Source organism: Paraburkholderia ultramafica, from assembly GCF_902859915.1.
GTDB classification, from domain to species: domain Bacteria; phylum Pseudomonadota; class Gammaproteobacteria; order Burkholderiales; family Burkholderiaceae; genus Paraburkholderia; species Paraburkholderia ultramafica.
In genome coordinates this window covers 20,608-40,254 of record NZ_CADIKK010000029.1, presented here as the reverse complement: position 1 = coordinate 40,254, position 19,647 = coordinate 20,608, and the positions used below count along the sequence as shown (strand labels likewise).

General features: G+C 65.2%; 20 protein-coding genes. 12 read left to right on the top strand and 8 right to left on the bottom strand.

The genetic code is table 11. The annotated features are described in order from the left end of the window. Positions 1-9 precede the first annotated feature (9 nt). From HV744_RS26400 to HV744_RS26390, 3 genes are all read right to left on the bottom strand, one after another. Positions 10-1,551, bottom strand: a complete 1,542-nt coding sequence (locus tag HV744_RS26400; protein WP_175152314.1) for a CoA-acylating methylmalonate-semialdehyde dehydrogenase — start codon at positions 1,549-1,551, stop codon at positions 10-12. A gap of 77 nt (positions 1,552-1,628) precedes the next feature. Continuing rightward, entirely contained in the window at positions 1,629-3,320 is a 1,692-nt protein-coding gene (locus tag HV744_RS26395; protein WP_175152313.1) for an AMP-binding protein, read from the bottom strand. A gap of 251 nt (positions 3,321-3,571) precedes the next feature. Continuing rightward, positions 3,572-4,705 carry an acyl-CoA dehydrogenase family protein gene (locus HV744_RS26390; RefSeq protein ID WP_175152312.1) on the bottom strand — a complete coding sequence of 378 codons (1,134 nt, stop codon included), beginning with the start codon at positions 4,703-4,705 and terminating at the stop codon, positions 3,572-3,574. A 259-nt stretch (positions 4,706-4,964) separates the two neighbouring features. Between HV744_RS26390 and HV744_RS26385 the strand changes: the two genes are divergently transcribed. The 7 genes from HV744_RS26385 (at position 4,965) to HV744_RS26355 (ending at position 11,977) form a co-directional block, all read left to right on the top strand. After that, positions 4,965-6,002 (top strand): AraC family transcriptional regulator, encoded by a 1,038-nt coding sequence (locus tag HV744_RS26385; RefSeq protein WP_175152311.1) that lies wholly within the window; start codon positions 4,965-4,967, stop codon positions 6,000-6,002. 84 nt (positions 6,003-6,086) lie between these two features. Then, positions 6,087-7,742 (top strand): NfeD family protein, encoded by a 1,656-nt coding sequence (locus HV744_RS26380; RefSeq protein WP_175152310.1) that lies wholly within the window; start codon positions 6,087-6,089, stop codon positions 7,740-7,742. Positions 7,743-7,823: 81 nt separating this feature from the next. After that, the gene (locus HV744_RS26375; RefSeq protein WP_175152309.1) at positions 7,824-8,597 is read left to right on the top strand and encodes a slipin family protein; all 774 of its coding nucleotides are present in this window, start codon (positions 7,824-7,826) and stop codon (positions 8,595-8,597) included. A gap of 138 nt (positions 8,598-8,735) precedes the next feature. Continuing rightward, complete coding sequence (locus HV744_RS26370) at positions 8,736-8,996, top strand: DUF4148 domain-containing protein (protein WP_175152308.1); 261 nt, start codon at positions 8,736-8,738, stop codon at positions 8,994-8,996. A gap of 257 nt (positions 8,997-9,253) precedes the next feature. Then, complete coding sequence (locus HV744_RS26365) at positions 9,254-9,748, top strand: YaiI/YqxD family protein (protein ID WP_175152307.1); 495 nt, start codon at positions 9,254-9,256, stop codon at positions 9,746-9,748. 192 nt (positions 9,749-9,940) lie between these two features. Next, positions 9,941-11,242 carry an NCS2 family permease gene (locus HV744_RS26360; RefSeq protein WP_175152306.1) on the top strand — a complete coding sequence of 434 codons (1,302 nt, stop codon included), beginning with the start codon at positions 9,941-9,943 and terminating at the stop codon, positions 11,240-11,242. A 204-nt stretch (positions 11,243-11,446) separates the two neighbouring features. Next, on the top strand, positions 11,447-11,977 hold the full coding sequence (locus HV744_RS26355) for a cytochrome b (protein ID WP_175152305.1): 531 nt from the start codon (positions 11,447-11,449) through the stop codon (positions 11,975-11,977). A 259-nt stretch (positions 11,978-12,236) separates the two neighbouring features. On the opposite strand, the gene HV744_RS26350 is transcribed toward HV744_RS26355, so the two are convergent. Further along, positions 12,237-12,527 carry a DUF1488 family protein gene (locus HV744_RS26350; RefSeq protein ID WP_028194698.1) on the bottom strand — a complete coding sequence of 97 codons (291 nt, stop codon included), beginning with the start codon at positions 12,525-12,527 and terminating at the stop codon, positions 12,237-12,239. Positions 12,528-12,929: 402 nt separating this feature from the next. Here HV744_RS26350 and HV744_RS26345 point away from each other — a divergent pair, with 402 nt between their 5' ends. Then, positions 12,930-14,915 carry a sigma-54-dependent Fis family transcriptional regulator gene (locus HV744_RS26345; protein ID WP_175152304.1) on the top strand — a complete coding sequence of 662 codons (1,986 nt, stop codon included), beginning with the start codon at positions 12,930-12,932 and terminating at the stop codon, positions 14,913-14,915. A 90-nt stretch (positions 14,916-15,005) separates the two neighbouring features. Continuing rightward, positions 15,006-15,317, top strand: coding sequence for a 2Fe-2S iron-sulfur cluster-binding protein (locus HV744_RS26340; protein WP_175152303.1), 312 nt, complete (start codon positions 15,006-15,008; stop codon positions 15,315-15,317). A gap of 63 nt (positions 15,318-15,380) precedes the next feature. Here the strand turns inward: HV744_RS26340 and HV744_RS26335 are convergent, their stop codons facing one another. From HV744_RS26335 to HV744_RS26325, 3 genes are all read right to left on the bottom strand, one after another. Next, positions 15,381-15,575 (bottom strand): YqaE/Pmp3 family membrane protein, encoded by a 195-nt coding sequence (locus HV744_RS26335; protein ID WP_028194701.1) that lies wholly within the window; start codon positions 15,573-15,575, stop codon positions 15,381-15,383. A 78-nt stretch (positions 15,576-15,653) separates the two neighbouring features. Further along, the gene (locus HV744_RS26330) at positions 15,654-15,845 is read right to left on the bottom strand and encodes a DUF1653 domain-containing protein (protein ID WP_175152302.1); all 192 of its coding nucleotides are present in this window, start codon (positions 15,843-15,845) and stop codon (positions 15,654-15,656) included. A gap of 138 nt (positions 15,846-15,983) precedes the next feature. After that, positions 15,984-16,628, bottom strand: a complete 645-nt coding sequence (locus tag HV744_RS26325) for a helix-turn-helix transcriptional regulator (RefSeq protein WP_175152301.1) — start codon at positions 16,626-16,628, stop codon at positions 15,984-15,986. A 269-nt stretch (positions 16,629-16,897) separates the two neighbouring features. Here HV744_RS26325 and HV744_RS26320 point away from each other — a divergent pair, with 269 nt between their 5' ends. The 3 genes from HV744_RS26320 (at position 16,898) to infA (ending at position 18,371) form a co-directional block, all read left to right on the top strand. Beyond that, positions 16,898-17,116 carry a hypothetical protein gene (locus HV744_RS26320; protein WP_175152300.1) on the top strand — a complete coding sequence of 73 codons (219 nt, stop codon included), beginning with the start codon at positions 16,898-16,900 and terminating at the stop codon, positions 17,114-17,116. Between the two features lie 561 nt (positions 17,117-17,677). Beyond that, complete coding sequence (locus tag HV744_RS26315; RefSeq protein WP_175152299.1) at positions 17,678-17,959, top strand: hypothetical protein; 282 nt, start codon at positions 17,678-17,680, stop codon at positions 17,957-17,959. Positions 17,960-18,095: 136 nt separating this feature from the next. Further along, on the top strand, positions 18,096-18,371 hold the full coding sequence (infA, locus tag HV744_RS26310) for a translation initiation factor IF-1 (protein WP_175152298.1): 276 nt from the start codon (positions 18,096-18,098) through the stop codon (positions 18,369-18,371). 376 nt (positions 18,372-18,747) lie between these two features. Here infA and HV744_RS26305 read toward each other — a convergent pair whose 3' ends face one another. Beyond that, positions 18,748-19,491 (bottom strand): GntR family transcriptional regulator, encoded by a 744-nt coding sequence (locus tag HV744_RS26305; protein ID WP_175152297.1) that lies wholly within the window; start codon positions 19,489-19,491, stop codon positions 18,748-18,750. Between the last annotated feature and the right edge of the window lie 156 nt (positions 19,492-19,647).

The following is a 19,647-nucleotide window of genomic DNA, read 5'->3' as shown; positions in this document are numbered from 1 at the left end:
ATCACGCGGTCAGCGCAGGCTGATGGTCGTGTTGACGCCGTCGTTGAGCGTGTCGTCGTCGAACCAGCGGGCCGTGACGGTCTTGGTCTGCGTGTAGAACTGCACGACCTGTTTGCCGTACGGGCCGAGGTCGCCGAGCTTCGAGCCGCGCGAGCCGGTGAAGCTGAAGAACGGCACCGGCACCGGAATCGGAATGTTGATGCCGACCTGGCCGATATCGATCTCGCTCTGGAATTTGCGCGCCGCCGCGCCGCTCTGCGTGAACAGGCCAACGCCGTTGCCGAACGGATTGCGATTGACGAGCGCGATCGCGTCGTCGAGCGTGGCGACGTTCAGCACCTGCAGCACCGGACCGAAAATTTCGGTGCGATAGATTTCCATCTCGGTGGTGACACCTGTGAACACCGTCGGGCCGATAAAGTTGCCCTGCTCGTAGCCGGGCACCTTCACGTCGCGGCCGTCGAGCGCGAGCGTCGCGCCTTCTTTCACGCCCGCTTCGATCAGGCCGAGAATGCGTTGCTTCGCCGCGCGCGAGACCACCGGGCCGATGTCCGTGTTCGGCTCATTGCCCGCGTTGACCTTGAGCGTCTTCGCCTTCGCAACGAGTTCAGGTAGCCATTGTTGCGCGGCACCCACCAGCACCACCACCGAGGTCGCCATGCAGCGCTGGCCGGCCGCGCCGAATCCCGCACCCGCCAATGCGTTCAAGGTCTGCTCGCGGTTCGCGTCGGGCAGCACCACCGCGTGATTCTTCGCGCCCATCATCGATTGCACGCGCTTGCCGTGCTCGCTGCCGAGGCGGTACACGTGCGTGCCGACCGCCGTCGAACCGACGAACGAAATCGCCTTGATCAACTCGTGCGTGCAGAGCGCATCGACCACGTCCTTGCCGCCGTGCACCACGTTCAGCACACCCTTCGGCACGCCGGCTTCGAGCGCGAGTTCGACTAGCTGCATCGTCGACAGTGGATCCTGCTCCGACGGTTTGAGCACGAAGGTATTGCCGCAGACGATCGCCATCGGGAACATCCACAGCGGGATCATCGCGGGGAAGTTGAACGGCGTGATGCCTGCGCAGACGCCGAGCGGCTGGCGCAGCGTGTAGGTGTCGACGCCGCCCGCCACGTTCTCCGCGAATTCGCCCTGCTGCAAGGTGCCGATCGAGCACGCGTGCTCGACCACTTCGAGGCCGCGGAAGATGTCGCCTTCGGCATCGGGAATCGTCTTGCCCTGCTCGGCGCTCAAGGTCTTCGCGATGCGCGGCAGATGCTCGCGAATCAACGCCTGGTACTTCAGCATGATGCGCATGCGCGCGCCGATCGGCGTGTCCTTCCAGGTGCTGAACGCGGCGTGCGCGCTGTGGATCGCTTCGTTGACTTCGTCGGCGGTGGCGAACGGCACGCGCGCCAGCACCTCCTGCGTGGCGGGGTTGACGATATCGCGCCATTCGCTGGTCTTCGATTCGACGAACTCACCGTTGATCAGCAGCTTGACGGTGGCGATGGCGCCGGCAGCGTCGCGCCCGGCATGGTTCGAAGCAATTGCGCTCATGCTGAAACTCCTGTGCAGTGGCCGCGCGGCGGCCGGAGAGTAACGGTGATGACTTGAATAAGGGGAAATAAAAATAATCAACGCAGCTCCGGGAAATCCTCTTCCCAGTACTCGCCTGGCAGACGCGCGGGTTCGGCTTCGCGCTCCATTTCACGGCGCCGCAACTCGACGCGGCGGATCTTGCCGGAGATGGTTTTCGGCAGTTCGCTGAATTGCAGACGGCGAATCCGCTTGTACGGTGCGAGTTTTTCGCGCGAGAACGCGAACACCGCGCGCGCGAGTTCGGGTCCGGCTTCGTAGCCCTGGCGCACGGTAACGAACGCCTTGGGCACCGACAAACGCAGCGCATCGGCGCTCGGCACCACGGCCGCTTCGCCGATCGCCTCGTGTTCGATCAGCACGCTTTCGAGTTCGAACGGACTCAGGCGGTAGTCGGAAGATTTGAAAACGTCGTCGGCGCGGCCGACGTACACGTAGTAGCCGTCGTCGCGGCGCAGCGCGACATCGGAGGTGCGGTAGAAGCCGTTGCGCATCGCCTGCGCGGTGGCGTTGGCATTGTTCGCATAGCCGGTCATCAGACCGAGCGGACGCTCGTTCAAAGGCAGCGCGATTTCGCCCTCGGTGACAGGCTGATCGTCGGCGTCGACAAGTTCGATCCGGTAGCCCGGCAGCGGGCGTCCCATCGAACCGGCGACGACCGGCTGCCCCGGCGAGTTGCCGATCTGGCAGGTGGTCTCGGTCTGGCCGAAGCCGTCGCGAATCGTGATGCCCCACGCGTGTTTCACCCGTTCGATGATCTCCGGGTTCAACGGCTCGCCCGCGCCGACGATCTCGCGCAGCTTGACCGGATAGTCCGCGAGATGCTCCTGCACCAGCATGCGCCAAACGGTCGGCGGCGCGCACAGCGTCGTGACGTTGAAACGCGCCAGCACGTTCAGCGTGTCTTTCGGCACGAAGCGCGCGAAGTTGAACACGAACACGCAGGCCTGCGCATTCCACGGCGCGAAGAAGCAGCTCCACGCGTGCTTGGCCCAACCCGGCGAGCTGATGTTCCAATGGATGTCGTTCGGTTGCAGGCCGATCCAGTACATCGTCGACAGATGGCCGACCGGATAGCTTTGATGCGTGTGCTCGACCAGCTTCGGCTTCGACGTCGTGCCCGACGTGAAGTACAGCAGCAGCGTATCGGTGGCGCGCGTGACGCCGTCGGGCGTGAATTGCGGCGACGCTTGAGCCGCGGCGGCCAGATCGATCCAGCCGTCGCGCGGCGCACCGACCGAGAAGCGCGTGAGCGGCACGTCGAGCGTATCGAACTTGGCCAGCTCGGCGCTATCGACCACCACGAACTTCGCGCCGCCGATCTGCACGCGGTCGCGCACGTCGTCGGCGGAAAGCTGGGTGGTGGCGGGCAGCACGATCGCGCCGAGCTTCATCGCCGCGAGCATCACGTCCCACAGTTCGACGCGGTTCGGCAGCATCAGCAGCACGTGGTCGCCGCGCCCCACGCCAGCATCGCGCAGGAAGTTCGCCATGCGCGCCGAGCGCTCCGACATCTGCGCGTACGACAGCCGCAGGCCGTCGCTGGCGGGATCGTCGACGATCCACAGCGCGGGGTTGTGGTTGTCGCGTGCGATCACATCGAAGTAGTCGAGCGCCCAGTTGAACTCGTCCAACGCTGGCCACGCGAATTCGCGGTAGGCACGGTCGTAGTCGGTTCGATGGCGCAATAACAGATCGCGCGCGTCGAAAAAGGCTTTCGCTGCAGTCATCGTCGTCTCCTCGTCTCCTATGTCGATCGGAGTTAGCGTGTCGACCAGGGTTGGCGCTTCAGCGCTTACCCTGGTCCCATAGCGCTTACTCCGATCCCATGCAACGCAGTTGCTGATCGCGCGGTATGCGCTCCGCTCTTTATTCCGCTGTTGCGCCGCTGCCCTGCGGGTGCTCCGCTTGTGTTTGGCTTATGTTCCGCCTAAGCTCGACGCCCAGGCTATTTTGCGCTCAAACGCCGTTCGACTCGCGTTTAGACATGGCGCGCGATCACCATCCGCTGCACCTCGCTAGTCCCTTCGTAAATCTGCGTGATGCGGGCATCGCGGTAGTGGCGCTCCACCGCATAATCCTCGAGATAGCCATAGCCGCCGTGAATCTGGATCGCGCTCGAGCAGATCTGTTCAGCCAGTTCCGACGCGAACAGCTTAGCCTGCGACGCCTCCGACAAACACGGCTGACCCGCCGAGCGCAGCCGCGCCGCGTGATGCATGAGCAGGCGCGCGGCATTCAGGCGCGTGGCCATGTCGGCGAGCATGTTGGCGATGGTCTGATGGTCCTTGAGCGGCTTGCCGAACTGCACGCGCTCGTTCGCGTAGCGACGCGCGGCGTCGAACGCGGCCCGCGCGATGCCGACCGCCTGCGCGGCAATGCCGATCCGCCCGCCTTCGAGATTCGATAGCGCAATGCGCAAGCCTTCGCCCGGCTCGCCGAGCAGATTCGCTTCGGGCACCGCGCAGTCGTCGAACGAAATCGGACAGGTGTCCGACGCGCGAATGCCGAGCTTGTGCTCCGGCTTGCCGACGTTGAAGCCCGGCGTACTGGTCGGCACGATGAACGCGGACAGGCCGCGCTTGCCGCGCTCGGGATCGGTAACCGCGAACACGATCGCAAGGTCGGCGCGTGCGCCGTTGGTCACGAACTGCTTGCTGCCGTTGAGAATCCAGTTGCCGTCGCGCAGCACCGCGCGCGAGCGCAGGTTATTCGCCTCGGAGCCGGCTTGTGGCTCGGTCAGACAGAACGCGCCGATCCGCCGGCCGGTCGCGAGGTCCTGCAGATAGCGGTCCTTTTGCGCGGCGCTGCCGAAGTTGAGGATCGGCCCGCAGCCGACCGAATTGTGCACGCTCATCAACGTGGCGCACGCGGCGCAGCCCGCGGCGATCTCTTCGAGCGCGAGCGCATAGGCGACGTAGTCGGTGTACGAACCGCCCCACTCCGGCGGCACGATCATGCCGAGAAAGCCGAGCTCGCCCATCTGCGTGACGACATCCGCGGGCAGTTGCGCGTCGCGATCCCATTGCGCCGCGTGCGGCGCCAGGCGTTCGGTGGCGAAGTCGCGAGCAGCGTCGCGGATCATCCGTTGCTCGTTGGTGTAGAAGCTGTCCATGGGCTGTCCTGTCCTGTGCGTCTGCTCGCAGCGGGTGCGCCGGCTCGCCGTCGTGGTTCGATGCAGGCGGGTTGCGCGATCGGTTGAGGGCAAGTGTAGGGAAGCCGCCGGCCAGCTTCGATGCTCAGCCCGATCAATCTGGTTGAGCGCATTTGCCATACTGGTACTATCCCAGTCTTATTTGATCCGCAATTTCAGGGGCTTAGCGAACCGCCATAAGGAAAATGCTGAGCGCTTTTGCCAGCCAGGCCACACACCTATGAAAACCGACAAGGGCACGATTTCCGTCAGTCTGGTCGAGGAGACCTTGGCGCTCGCGCGGGCGCGCGGGCTTGACGCGCTGCCGCTCGCCGAAGCCGCCGGCATCGCGGCGCCGATGCTGGCGTCGCCGAAGAGCCGGGTGTCGTCGGCGCAATACGGCGCGCTATGGGCCAGCATCGCGCGCGCGTTGGACGACGAGTTCTTCGGCCAGGATTCGCATCGCATGAAAAGCGGCAGCTTCATCGCGATGACGCAAACGGCGCTGACCGCGCGCAACGGCGCGCAGGCGCTCGCGCGCGCGGTCGGCTTCATGCGCCTCGTGCTCGACGATCTCGGCGCGCGCATCGAGACCGACGCCGAGCGCGTGCGGCTCCGGTTCGTCGAGCGCGAAGGCGCGCCGGCGCCCGCCATGTTCGCCTACGCGACCTACTTCATCCTCGTGTACGGTCTGCTGTGCTGGCTGGTCGGGCGGCGCATTCCGTTGCTCGAAGCGCGCTTTCGCTGCGCCGCGCCGCCCGCCGCGCACGAATACCGCCTGATGTTCTGCGATCAGATGAGGTTCGATCAAGCCGAGTCGTATGTCGATCTCGCGCCGTCCTTTCTCGAACTGCCCGTGATCCAGACCACCCAGTCGGTCAAGCCGTTCCTGCGCGATGCGCCCGGCAGCTTCATCGTCAAGTACCGCAATGCCGGCTCGCTCGCCACGCGCGTGCGCAAGACGCTGCGCGCGCTGCCGATGGCCGGCTGGCCCGCAGCCGATCAGATGGCCGCGCGCCTGCACGTCGCCGAGGCCACGATGCGGCGGCGTTTGAAACAGGAAGGCTATACGTACCAGTCGATCAAGGACGACTTGCGGCGCGACATCGCGATCGGCGAATTGCAGGGCAGCCATCGCACGATCGCCGACATCGCCAGCGCGATCGGCTTTGCGGAGCCGAGCGCGTTTCATCGCGCGTTCCGCAAATGGACCGGCATGCGGCCGACCGACTACCGGCCGGCGCGTGCGGATTTCACGCAGCGCGCGGAATCGGACTAAGCTGTAAGCGGCAGGCCAGCCTTCTTGTGGGGTATCGGCCCGCGCCGGCCGATATCTGTCGACCGGGCGCGGCAGCCGTCAGCGATGAGCACGTATCCGCGTCTCCCGTTCCGGCAGTCTGGTTCGCGCATGCCGGTTATCCGTGGCGGCGTCGTGGGCCGGTTGATGCGCGGCATTACCGCGCTTGGCGTGCTGTTGGCATTCGGATTCGCGTCGTGCGAATTCGCGGCGCCGTTGCACGCGGCGATCGCCCGCAATAGCGTCGTGGTGATTCCGGTGAACGGCGCGATCGGCCCGGGCAGCGCCGACTTCATCGTGCGCAGCCTGCAACGCGCGGCCGACGAGCACGCGCAACTCGCGGTGCTGCAGCTCGACACGCCGGGCGGGCTGGATACGTCGATGCGGCAGATCATCAAGGCGATTCTCGGCTCGCCGGTGCCGGTCGCCACCTTCATCGCGCCGAGCGGCGCGCGTGCGGCGAGCGCCGGCACGTATATCGTCTATGCCAGCCATATCGCGGCGATGGCGCCGGGCACCAATCTCGGCGCGGCGACGCCGGTGCAGATGGGAATTGGCGGGGCTGAGCCGCCTGGGGGCGGAGGGGCGCCGGGGTTGCCGGGTGGGTCTCCGGGTGTACCTGGCACACCTGGTACGCCCGGGCTGCCTGGTGCTGGCGCTGGTGGCGGTGCATCGAACCCGTCGACGGCCTCGCCGACCGCTTCCGCCGCGTCCGCCGCTTCCGCCAGCGAAGCCGCCAGTGCACTCCCGCTCGACACCCAATCGACCGAACTGCGCAAGCAGGTCCACGACGCGGCCGCCTACATCCGCGGCCTCGCGCAGATGCGCGGGCGCAATATCGAATGGGCCGAGCGCGCGGTCCGCGAAGCCGTGAGCCTGTCGGCGGAGGACGCGCTCGCGCAGCACGTCGTCGATCTGGTCGCGCGCGACGTCCCCGACCTGCTGCGCCAGGTGGACGGCCGCACGCTCACCACGAGCAGCGGCAATGTCACGCTCCACACCGCGCACGCGCCGCTCATCACGCTCGAAGCCGACTGGCGCAGTCATTTCCTCGCGGTCATCACCGACCCCAGCGTCGCGCTGGTGCTGCTGATGATCGGCATGTACGGGCTGTTCTTCGAGTTCGCCAATCCGGGCTTCGTGCTGCCCGGCGTGGTCGGCGCGATCAGCCTGCTGATCGGCCTGTTCGCGATGCAGATGCTGCCGATCAGCTATGTCGGCCTCAGTCTGATCTTTCTTGGCATCGCGTTCCTGATCGGCGAGGCGTTCCTGCCGACCTTCGGCTCGCTAGGCTTCGGCGGCGTGGTCGCGTTCGTGATCGGCGCGTTGATGCTGATGGACACCGACGTGCCCGGCTACGGCATCCCATTGCCGCTGATCGCCGCCGTCGTCGTGTTCAGCGTGGTGTTTGTGCTCGGCGTGTCGAGGCTTGCGTTGCGCGCGCGGCGCCGGCCCGTGGTGACTGGCTCGGAAGGGCTGATCGGCAGCGTCGGCGTGGTGCTCGACGGCGGTCTCGCGCTTGAGCACGCGACGGCGGGTGGCGCGCCGGAGGGCTGGGCGCGCGTGCAGGGCGAGCGCTGGCGGGTGTCCAGCACGGCCCCGGTCGCGGCGGGCCAGCCGGTGCGCGTGACCGCGCGGCGCGGACTGACGCTGACCGTGGTGCCGGTCGCGTCCGCGGAGGCCATGCAGCAACCGTCTTGCATGGGACGGAGTAGGCGCTGAAGCGCCAACTCTGGTCGACCGCTGTGCATGGGACCAGAGTAAGGCGCTGAAGCGCTAACTCTGGTCGACAGGAGAACGTTCATGATCGGTTTCACATTCGGCTTCAGCAGCATTCTGATTCTGCTGGCGGCCGTGCTGATTGCTTCGTCGATACGGATTTTTCGGGAGTACGAACGGGGTGTCGTGTTCATGCTCGGGCGCTTCTGGAAGGTCAAGGGGCCCGGGCTGGTGCTGATCATCCCGATCGTCCAGCAGGCGGTGCGAATGGATCTGCGCACCGTCGTGTTCGACGTGCCGCCGCAAGACGTCATCACGCGCGACAACGTGTCGGTGAAAGTCAACGCAGTGGTCTATTTCCGCGTGGTCGATCCGGAGAAAGCGGTGATTCAGGTCGCGCGCTATTTCGAGGCGACCAGTCAGTTATCGCAGACGACGCTGCGCGCGGTGCTCGGCAAACACGAGCTCGACGAGTTGCTGGCCGAGCGCGAGCAGCTGAACGCCGACATCCAGAAAGTGCTCGACGCGCAGACCGACGCGTGGGGCATCAAGGTATCGATTGTGGAGATCAAGCACGTGGACATCAACGAAACGATGATCCGCGCGATTGCCCGGCAGGCCGAAGCCGAGCGCGAGCGGCGCGCCAAGGTGATTCACGCGGAGGGCGAATTGCAGGCTTCGCAGCATCTGCTGGAAGCGGCGCAGACGCTCGCGCGGCAACCGCAGGCGATGCAGTTGCGTTACCTGCAAACGCTCACGACGATCGCCGCCGACAAGAATTCGACGATCGTGTTTCCCCTGCCGGTCGATCTGCTAACTGCGGTGCTGGATCGCTTCGGCAAGCCGTCGGCCCCCTGACCCCCCATGAACCAGCGAAGTTTTGGCGCGCTTTTGGCCGCTGGACGAAACGGTGCATTGCTTTGCATCGCCTTACTCGAAATGCAGCCGGAAACCAGAATGCCGGGGTTGTTTTCAACCGCTCCATGGGAGCTCATCATGAAGACCGTCTCTCGAGTTGGACTCGGCGCGCTGTTGGCCGCCGTGAGTATCAGTACCGCGTTTGCGCAACCCCAGGCGCGGCCTTACGATCCATCGGCGCCGAAAACGCGCGCCGATGTCAGGGCCGACCTGGTCGAATGGCGCGCCGCCGGCTACGATCCGCTCGACTGGATCGACTATCCGTGCAATGCGCTACGCGCGGGCCGCATCGTCGCGGCACGGCGCGCGCAGCAGGCCGGTGAGACGATGACGCAGTAACGCGTGCGCCGCCGCAGGCGGCATGCTGCCGGGCTGCCCGCGACTGCAATGGCCGCGGATTGGGGGAAGCCGCGTGTCTTGCTGGCATTGGGTTTTGGGCTTCCTCTTCGCTGGTCCGCCCCGGCTGCCTGGCTGTTCGCCCCGCCGCTTCCCGGCCTCCTTCCCGCAACACCACAAATCCCCTTGCCCATGCACCCCGCGCGCTGGCAAGGTATCATCTCGCCCCTTCGATACCCTCCACCGCCAGAATCCGAACGATGCCAATCTGGGTTGATGCCGATGCCTGTCCGGTCGTGATCAAGGACATGCTGTTTCGCGCCGCGCGCCGCACCGGCATGCCGCTGACGCTGGTCGCCAATGCGTTTCTGCGCGTGCCGCCGTCGCCGCTGATCCGCGCGATTCAGGTGCCCGCCGGCTTTGACGCCGCCGACGACCTGATCGCTGAACGCGTCGTCGCGGGCGACCTCGTGATCACCGCCGACATTCCGCTCGCCGCCGCCGTCCTCGCGAAAAACGCGCAGGCGCTCGACCCGCGCGGCAACTGGTACACGCCCGGTACGATCGAAGAGCGGCTGCGCATGCGCTCGATGCTCGACCAGTTGCGCGCGAGCGGCGTCGACACGGGCGGGCCGGCCGCCTTCAGTCCGCGCGACAGCAAGAGCTTCGCGGGCGAACTGGACCGCTGGCTGGCGCGGCAGCCGCCGCGCTCTGATGCGCCGACGCCACACTCTCCCGACCAACCGCCCGCCTGACACGCCTTTACACCCCGGTTCGGCCACGCGACAGCGCGTGCGGCCGCCATTCATGATTACAATCCGCCCGTAGCCCGTAGCCCGGCGCCCGTAGCCCGCTGCCGCGGCGGTCGGCATGCCGCCCGCCGGATTGCTACGCGTCATCCGCCTCAACCACAAGAAACGCTTTCTGAACGACGAGAGACCCGCCTCATGGACTCGATAAAACGCTATTTCGACTTCGACGCCGCCGGCACCAACCTGCGCACCGAAGTGCTCGCTGGGCTGACCACTTTCCTGACGATGGCCTACATCATCTTCGTCAACCCCGCGATTCTCGGCGACGCCGGCATGCCGAAGGACGCCGTGTTCGTCGCGACCTGCATCGTGGCCGCGCTGGCCTCGCTGATCATGGGTCTGTACGCGAACTACCCGATCGCGCTCGCGCCCGGCATGGGCCTGAACGCGTACTTCGCGTACACCGTCGTCAAGGGCATGGGCTTCACCTGGCAGGCCGCGCTCGGCGCGGTGTTCGTCTCCGGGTGCCTGTTCCTGATCGTCACGCTGTTTCGCGTGCGTGAAGTGATCGTCAAAGGCATCCCGCATTCGATCCGCATTGCGATCACCGGCGGTATCGGCCTGTTCCTCGCGATCATTTCATTGAAGGCCTCCGGCGTGGTGGTCGGCCATCCGGCCACGCTCGTCACGCTCGGCAACCTGCACGACCCGCACGCGATCCTCGCGATCATCGGCTTCTTCGCGATCGTCACGCTCGACTACCTGCGGGTACGCGGGTCGATCCTGATCGGCATTGTCGGCGTGACGGTGCTGAGCTTTTTCTTCGGCGGCAATCAGTTCCACGGCATCGTCTCCGCGCCGCCGTCGATTGCGCCGACCCTGTTCCAGCTCGACATTCGCGGCGCGTTATCCACTGGCGTGCTGAACGTGATCCTCGTGTTCTTCCTCGTCGAACTGTTCGATGCGACCGGCACGCTGATGGGTGTGGCCAATCGCGCGGGGCTGCTGGTCGAGGGCAAGATGCACCGCCTGAACCGCGCGCTGCTCGCCGACAGCACCGCGATTCTGGCGGGCTCGATGCTCGGCACCTCGTCGACCACCGCGTACATCGAAAGCGCGTCGGGCGTGCAGGCGGGTGGACGCACCGGCGTCACCGCGATCACGGTTGCCGTACTGTTTCTCGCCGCGCTCTTTTTCGCGCCGCTGGCGGCCGTGGTGCCCGCCTATGCGACCGCGCCGGCGCTGCTGTACGTGTCGTGCCTGATGCTGCGCGAAATGGTCGATCTGCCGTGGGAAGACGCCACCGAAGTCGTGCCGGCCACGCTGACCGCGCTGCTGATGCCGTTCACCTATTCGATCGCCAATGGCGTCGCGTTCGGCTTCATCTCGTACGCCGGGCTGAAGCTGCTGACCGGCAAGGCCCGCCAGGTGAAGCTGGTGGTATGGGTCATCGCGGCGATTTTCCTGTTCCGTTATTTCTACCTCGGCAGCGAATAGCAGTGAATCAGCGCGGCCGCCGGCGTAGCGGCTGGTGATGCGCACGGGCGGCAAGACGCGGGAGATTGGGCGCGGCCTGGAGCACTTTTTTGGGCACACTTGCGGCTGGATCAAGGACGCTTTATTGAGAGAGCCCCTTCCGGTCGGGCACCGTTTATCATTCAATGATTCCAAGGACGATCGACCTGGTCGCAGGAGTCCCGCATGTCATATAGCCGCTCAACCGACCGTTACACGTCGCCCGCGATTTTCCTTCACTGGGCCATATTTCTGCTGATCGCGCTGGCTTATCTGGCTATCGAAATACGCGGGCCGAAAGGCTCTGACAGCCGGGCGTTCTGGACCAGCGTGCATTTCTGGGCCGGCACGCTCGTGCTGGCTCTGGCTGTGCCGCGCCTGCTCTGGCGATTGTGGGCCGGCGCGCCGGAGGAGCTCGCCGGCAACCGGCTGCTCACGTTCACCGCGCGCGCGGCGCATCTCGCGCTTTACGCCTTTATCTTCGCGCAGCCGCTGCTCGGCATCCTGCTGGTCAATGCCGGCGGACGGCCGGTGACGCTCGCGTGGGTCAATCTCAGCTTCACGCTGGTCGGCGCGGATTCGATCGCGCGGCCCTTGCTCAAGGACGTGCACGAGTGGCTCGGCAATCTGTTCTATTGGGTGATCGGGCTGCACGCGTTGGCGGCGATTGCGCATCACGTGGTTTTCAAGGACCGGACGCTGCGGCGGATTATCTGATTGCGTGCCGTGCTCGCCGGCGCAGAAGGCGCGGGCAAGTGTTGACAAGGCGCCTGAAACGCCTGAAGCCAGCAAGTTTTTTGATGTGCCGCGCCCGGGACAGAAGCAAGCGCGGTCATGAACGATGGCGGCGCGAACGGCCGCAGCCAGTTTGAACGACTCACGCCGCGCTCAGGTTTCGACGACCTGCGGTTTTCGCGCGGCTTTCTTTCTCGTTCGAGCGTCCGAGCGTTGTTTCAGACGCTGGAGACGTCCTCCATCAGTTACGCCAGTTCGCCTCGTAGAAGCGCACGTAACCACTCCTGAGCACCAGGCACTGCGCGCGTGTTTCCGACAGCAATCGGCGCGTGGCGGCCTCGATCCGCGCGCGGTGCGCGTCGAAGGCACCGACCATGTCTTCCAGGCGAGGGGATGCGGCGCCGAAGTGATCTTCGAGTGCCTCCGCCGTGATCATGCATTCCACCCTCTGCCCATCGACCATCGCCGGGAACGCCAAGGTGAGTTCGCGACCTGAATATTCAGGAGTTTCATTGGGGAATAGGATCTGCATGGGAGTTCACCTGGAAATTGGGGCTGCGCAGCGTATCGCCTGGTAGTGCGCGCGCCGGTTGTATCTGATCGCGCCAGCAGCTCCCTCCTCCTTGTCCAATGCTGACGACGCGGGCTCGTCACCCCGTTGCGGCGGCACCGTAGTTCGCGCCTCGCGGAGGTGAATTGATTCACTTTAGACGAGTTCGGGCGCGGCGCAAGTTTTCCTTTCGGTTTGCATGATTTTGCTGCTATGCACGGCTTTTTGCGGCATCCGGCGATGTGTGATCTCAGTGTTTTCGCTGCCGCGCACAGCGCATTTCGTCCTGTAAGATCGGTGTTCGGCCGCACGCGCGCATGTTGCGCTGCGGCATCGAACGGCGGGCAACGCACCCGCCGCGCGTCCGTTTTCTGGAGACATGCCTTGACCCATCGTCCTGCCACGCCGGCCAGCATCGGTCGACCTGATGTCATCGCGCAAGCTCACGCGCGCTCGCTCGAGATCGGCCTGCGCGCGTCGGAAATACCGGACTTTCATCCGCTGCGCCGGCCCGCGCTGCGTGAGCTCGTCGACCGCAATCAAGCGCTTTTTGCGCATGCGCTCCCGGTCATGGAAACGCTGCACGCGCAGATCGTCGATACGCAAAGCATGGTGCTGCTCACCGACCATCACGGCGTGATCCTGCATAGTCTCGGCGACAGCGACTTCGTCGAAAAAGCCAATCGGGTTGCGCTGTGTCCGGGCGTGTCGTGGGCCGAAGCGGATCGCGGCACCAATGCGATCGGCACCGCGCTGGTCGACGGACAGCCGACCGTCGTGCACGCGGACGAGCACTTTCTGCACGCCAACCGGATTCTCACCTGCTCATGCGCGCCGATTGCGGACCCGTTCGGGCGCACCATCGGCGCGCTCGACGTGAGCGGCGACACGCGCGGCTTTCATAAGCACACGCTCGCGCTCGTCAGGATGTCGGCGCAGATGATCGAAAATCATCTGTTCTCCAATCAATTCGCCGACGCGGTCCGCGTGCACTTTCACGCGCGCGCGGAATTCATCGGCACGCTGTTCGAAGGGCTCGCGGCGTTCGCGCCGGACGGCACGTTTCTGTCGGCGAATCGCAGCGCGCTGTTCCAGTTCGGCCGGCCGCTCGCCGAGCTGCAACGGCAACCGTTCGAAGCGCTGTTCGGTGTCGCCTTCGCGGGGCTGTTGCGGCAGATCGCCCGCGCCCCCGGCGAAAGTGTCTTGTTGACGCTGCCGAGCGGCGTGCGGGTGGTCGCGCGCGGCGAATATGCGGCGCCACGTTATGTCGCGCCGGCGGAGGACTTGATCGGCACGCCGCGCACGCCGGCGTCCGGCGGCGCGCGTCACGCGCCACGCGCCGCCGGGCCGGCGCCGCTCGCCACACTCGAAACGCTCGACACCGGCGACGCGCAAGTCGCCGCGATCCTGCGGCGCGTCGCCAAGCTGCGTGGCCGCGATATTCCGATTCTCGTGCTCGGCAAAACCGGCACCGGCAAGGAGTGGCTCGCGCGGGCGATTCATCACGATTCGCCGCGGCGGGCCGCGCCGTTCGTCGCGCTGAATTGCGCATCGTTGCCCGACACGCTGATCGAAGCGGAGTTGTTCGGTTACGAGGACGGCGCGTTCACCGGCGCGAAAAAACGCGGCAGCGTCGGCAAGGTCGTGCAGGCCGACGGCGGCACGCTGTTCCTCGATGAAATCGGCGATATGCCGCTCGCGCAGCAGGTGCGTCTGATGCGCGTGCTGCAGGAGCGCACCGTGGTGCCGCTCGGCGGCACACGGCCGATTCCGGTCGATCTGCGGATTGTCTGCGCGACCCATCGAAACCTGCGCGCGATGATCGACGCGGGCACCTTCCGCGAAGACCTGTATTACCGGATCAACGGACTCGTCGTGAGCTTGCCGGCGCTGCGCGAGCGCACCGATCTCGCCACGCTCGTCATGCGCATGCTGGCATTGCAGCCGGAGGGCGAGCGCTTGCCGCGGCGCGTGTCCGCCGCCGTGCTCGCGCGCTTCGCGCAATGCCGCTGGCCGGGCAATCTGCGGCAACTGGCCAACGTGCTGCGCACCGCGAGCATCATGGCCGAAGGCGCGGAGCAGATCGAGATGGATGATTTGCCGGACGACTTTTTGCAGGATTGCGTCCTGGTGACGGATGCGGGGAGCGTGCCGGCGGCGGCGGCCGGTTCCGGCAACAATGACGATGGGCGCATTGCGGCGCACGCGTCCGAGCCACAGGCGCCTGCACGGATGGAGGATTGGCAGACCACGCTGATCGCGCAGACACTTGCGCGGCTCGATGGCAATGTGTCGGCGGCAGCGCGTGAGTTGGGGCTGGCCCGCAACACGGTGTATCGGTATTTGCGGCGCGGCGGGACCACGCATTGAAGTGGTGATGCGGATGGTGGCGCCAGGCGACACATCCCGCCCCGCCCATCCCGTGTAAAGTGTGGCGCACCCAGCCACCCACGTCACACGATGTCCGATCCGACCCGCCCGCCTCTCGTTCGCATCGAACCGCTCGGCCAGAGCTTCGAAGCGCCTGACTCGCTGACCATTCTCGAAGCGGCCGGCTTTGCGAATCTGCGTCTGCCGCGCTCGTGCCGCAACGGCACCTGCCGCACATGTATTTGCAAAATGACAGCCGGCCGGGTGCGCTACACGATCGAGTGGCCGGGCCTCAGTCGGGAAGAGAAAGTGGCAGGCTACATCCTGCCGTGCGTGGCGATCGCGGAAACCGACGTGGTGCTCGACGCGCCGGACGCAATCGAGTCGTCGCCGCCACGTTGAGTTGAATCGCAGCGCGCCGCCCCGGTCTGAAGCGGCGCGCACATCCTCCATCGCAAGCGCGCGTTAACGCCCGTTGCCCATCGCGCGGGCGATTTTCTTGTCGGTGTTGTACTGGCTCAACGCATACACCGACCAGATCGCGGCCGGAATCCAGCCGATCAGCGTGATCTGCAAGATCAGGCAGATGATGCCCGCAAACGGGCGGCCGATCGTGAAGAACTGAAACCACGGCAGAATGATGGCAAGCAATAAACGCATTCGGATTTCCTGCTAGTGCTGCATGCCAGCGCGCGTCAGGCTGAGCTGAGATGAGCCGAGCTAAACGCCCGCGCCTGGTTAAATCGGTGCGAAGCGCGGCACCTTGACGCCGTCCTGCTCGATCAGCTCGAAAAACACCGAAGCGGGACGCGTCCAGATCGTACCATTGCTGGCTTTGTAGACGATCATCGTGACAGCCGGGTCGGACTCCAGTGTAGCTTCGCAAACCAGTTCGTAAATACCGCCTTTGTAGTGCCGGTAACGCACCATTGCCATCCTCCTCGAACGATTGAAAACCGCAGCGCTTCGGCGCGGCGACTGTCGGGGCGTCGCCCAAGGGGACTTCCTCCGGGACGCCCCCAAGAGGACTTCCTCCAGTGCGCCCCAAAGGGGGCTTCCTCCGGAGCTTCAGCCGGCCTCTTTCATCTGCTTCAGAATCTTGTAGACCGTGGCGCGCCCCATCGTCAGCACGGCGGCCACGTAGTTCGCCGAGCTACGGCCGCGAAACGCGCCCTGCGCGTGCAGCGCTTCGACGATCTCCCGCTTGTGTTCGCGCGTGAGCGCATTGATGCCGATCTGCCGCTCACGCAGCCACGTGTGCAAATACGTGTTGATGCGATCCTGCCAGTCGTCGCGGAACAGGTCTTCCGCGGGCGCGTCCGTCAGGCTGCCGCCCTTGATGAACAGATCGAGCGTCGAGCGCACGTCCTCGAACACCGCGATATTGAAGTTGATGCACAGCATGCCGGCCGGCTTGCCATCGTCGTCGAACAGGATGTTGCTCACGCAACGCATGCGCCGGCCGTCCCAGTTGAGCTTCTCGTACGGTCCGATCGTCTGGCCGCGCGCCGCGTAATGGACCTCGTCGAGCACCGACGGGCCGCCGACTTCGAGCTTCGACAGGTTGTTCACCAGGTAGGCGATGGTCTGATCGCGCAAGTCGTGAATCACCACTTCGGCACACGGATAGAGGAGCGCCGCGATGCCGTCGGCGATCGGAGCATAACGCTCCAGCAGCAGGTCTTTCACAGGAGACACGTTTGGATTGCGCATTGGAAGTCGCAGTGTTCGAAGGATGCGGCGCCGGTTTCGCAGACGCGAAGCGGTGAGAAAAAGCCGCTGCCGAAGGCGGAGCCAACCAGGCCGCACGCGGCAACTCGCCATTGTAGCCACCCCGCCTGGCCGCCGCGACTGCTGCACCGTCCACTCCGCTCAAAAACCCGCCACGCGCGCCTTCCCGCCACCGCACGGCGATTTTTGTCCGCTTGGCGAGGCGATTTTTTTCATGCGATAACAGAACCAACTATTTCACGGAGCCGCAGATGGCCACGCTCGAAGCGTTTCGCGCCGTGCTCGATGACGAAGGCACGCCGGAAATCATCCGCAATCACATCATCGATTCGCTGCAATACGCGCTGCGCAATCACGGGCAGATCTTCACGTCGAAGGAGGTCGAATGGCTGGCCGGTTGGGATGACGCCCGCATTCCGCTCGCGGCTTCGCGCGAGTTGCGGAAACGCGTCGCCGAAACCTCCCGCTGAAGCGCCGTTGCGCCCACCAGGCAGCGGGCTGCGCCATTGCGGCGCGCTGCGTACACGGCGTGCCGCTCATGCGCAGCGCGCCGCCAGCGATCTCTTCGCCGCGCTCAAAGCCCCGCCAGTTGGGCGGTTTGCCTATGCGCGGAAGTTTTTGCTATCCAATTAGCCTCATTTAGTGCATCATATTGGAATAGCTGTATTCCGCATTCGTAGCACTGGCAGCACAAGGCAACACCGGGCAGTCTCCAACCGGCATCTCCGCACGCCCCCGACTGTTCGACCGCCGCCCGTCGGCGATCCCGTCACTCCGGCAATGCGCCGCATGCATTCGCCGTCGCGAGTTGTACAGCTGAGTGGTTCAGCTTTACGCGCCCGATGTCTGCGCGACTTCAGCGTTCTTCTCCATCGAATCCGCGATTTTGCGCGGCCGCGCTCAAGCCCTTGCCAACGGGCCTGTGCCAACTTTTTCCATGGCGGCGCGCCCCACGGTGCAGCGCCGCCGGCCGGTCTTGCCGCGCGTAACACGCGTGACATGTCGGCCACGTATTACAGGACACATGTTTCATGAACTCGGTTGTCAAGACGTACAAGGGCTACGAAATTCACCCGCTCGTCTATCCGCGCCGTCCGGCGGACGGTCAGACGAGCCGCAATGCGGATGCCGGCTACGACGCGTCGGTGCGCATCTGCCGCGTGGGCGCCAATCCGGCGGCCGACGGCCGGGTGTTCCGTCTGCAGTACCTGTTTCCGTTCGACGGCACGGGCAAGGCGCGCATTGCGTGCATGGCTCACGCCGAACAGTTGATCGACGGCCGCGTGGACGGCCAGTCCATCGCCGATCTTTGAGCGGTACTATCAGCGTAGAGGCTGATGTCGCAACGCAGCGGGTCTGACAACCCGCTGTCAACCGTATCCAATGTTGTGCCGCCCGGTTTTTCGCCGGCGACCAGCACCCCGTTATCCCATCGACCAGGAGTTATGCATGGCGAAAGAAGAACTGCTTGAACTTGACGGTATCGTCGACGAAGTACTTCCGGACAGCCGTTACCGCGTGACGCTCGACAACGGCGTCGTGGTTGGCGCTTACGCGTCCGGACGCATGCGCAAGAACCACATCCGTATTCTCGCGGGCGACCGCGTGACGCTGGAACTGTCGGTCTACGATCTGACCAAAGGCCGGATCAATTTTCGTCATAAAGACGAGCGCGCCACCGGTGGCGGCAGCGCCCGCAGCAATACGCAATTGCGTCGCCGTTAAGGCCTGACGGCAAGCTGACCGCGCTGTGCACGGTCGTTGCGTGACCGATTGCGATTGAGTTGTACGCGAACCTTTTCGCGCGCCTTCTCCGGCTTGACTCGCTGAGTCATTGAATCGCGCCTGAGCGGCGCGCCGCGGCAGCGCATGAGTTCCACGCGTGCTGCTCACGAGTTGCCCGTCGCGGGTTGCTCGATGTGGATTGGCCAAGGCGGCTTGCTTGCTCACTCACGAGCACGAGTCGCTCAAGCTGCACACCGTGCTGCGCGGCCGGTCGCTTTACCGATCTTCTCGCACGCGGCTCTGCCTGCCGCTTTACCGCCGCGCCCTTTCCGCCGTCAACGGATGCTGCGCACCCTCGCGCGCCATCGTGTTTTTTCTACAGCCCGAACACCGCTCCGAGATCCTCTCCGGCGGCGCTTTTGCGCACCTGCTCGACTACCCGCTCTTCCAGTTCCGACAGATGCTCGCGCATCGCCGCTAACGCCGCTTGCAGATCGCCGGCGTCGAGCGCTTCGATGATGTGCGTGTGCTCGTCCGCGGAACAGGTTGAGCCCTTCGACGGATCGAACAGCGCCTTGTACAACTCGGTTTTCGCGACCAGTTGCCCGACCAGTCCGAGCAGCTCGGTGCCGCCCGCCAGTTCCGTCAGCAGCACGTGAAACTGACCCGCAAGGCGCACCGATTCCTCGATGGCCCCGGTGCGCAACGCCTTCTCTTCGCTGCGCACATGCGCGCGCAAGCGGCGCTTGTGCGCGGCGCTCAACGCTCCGCAGAGCGCCGCGACGATCCCCGCCTCGACGATCTGCCGCGCCCGGTACACCTGGCGGATGTCCTCTTCCGATGGCGACGGCACGAACGCGCCGCGATTCGCCTCGAGCACCAGTTTGCCCTCGAAGCCTAGCCGCGCCAGCACTTTGCGCAGCGCGCCGCGAGTGCAGCCGAACGCGGCCGCGAGATCCCGCTCGACCAGTTGCGCGCCCGGCCGCAAACGCCCCTGCAGCAACGCCGCGGTAATCGACGCGTAAATGCGCGCTTCGACGCTGATCGGATCGTCGTCGGATGCGCTGCTAATGGGCGTTTCGGTGTCGGCGGACGGGGAACGCCGGGAGCGTGGAGCCATGGAGTCAGTAACCGGGAACTGAGCGTGAACGGAGCGGGAATGGAGCGATATCGCCCGGCATTCTAGCGGCGGCGGGCGCACGATGCCATCCGCTTATGCCGTGAGCTATACCGGACATCATGGAAATGGTTAACCATTCCAGGTTATTATGGTTGA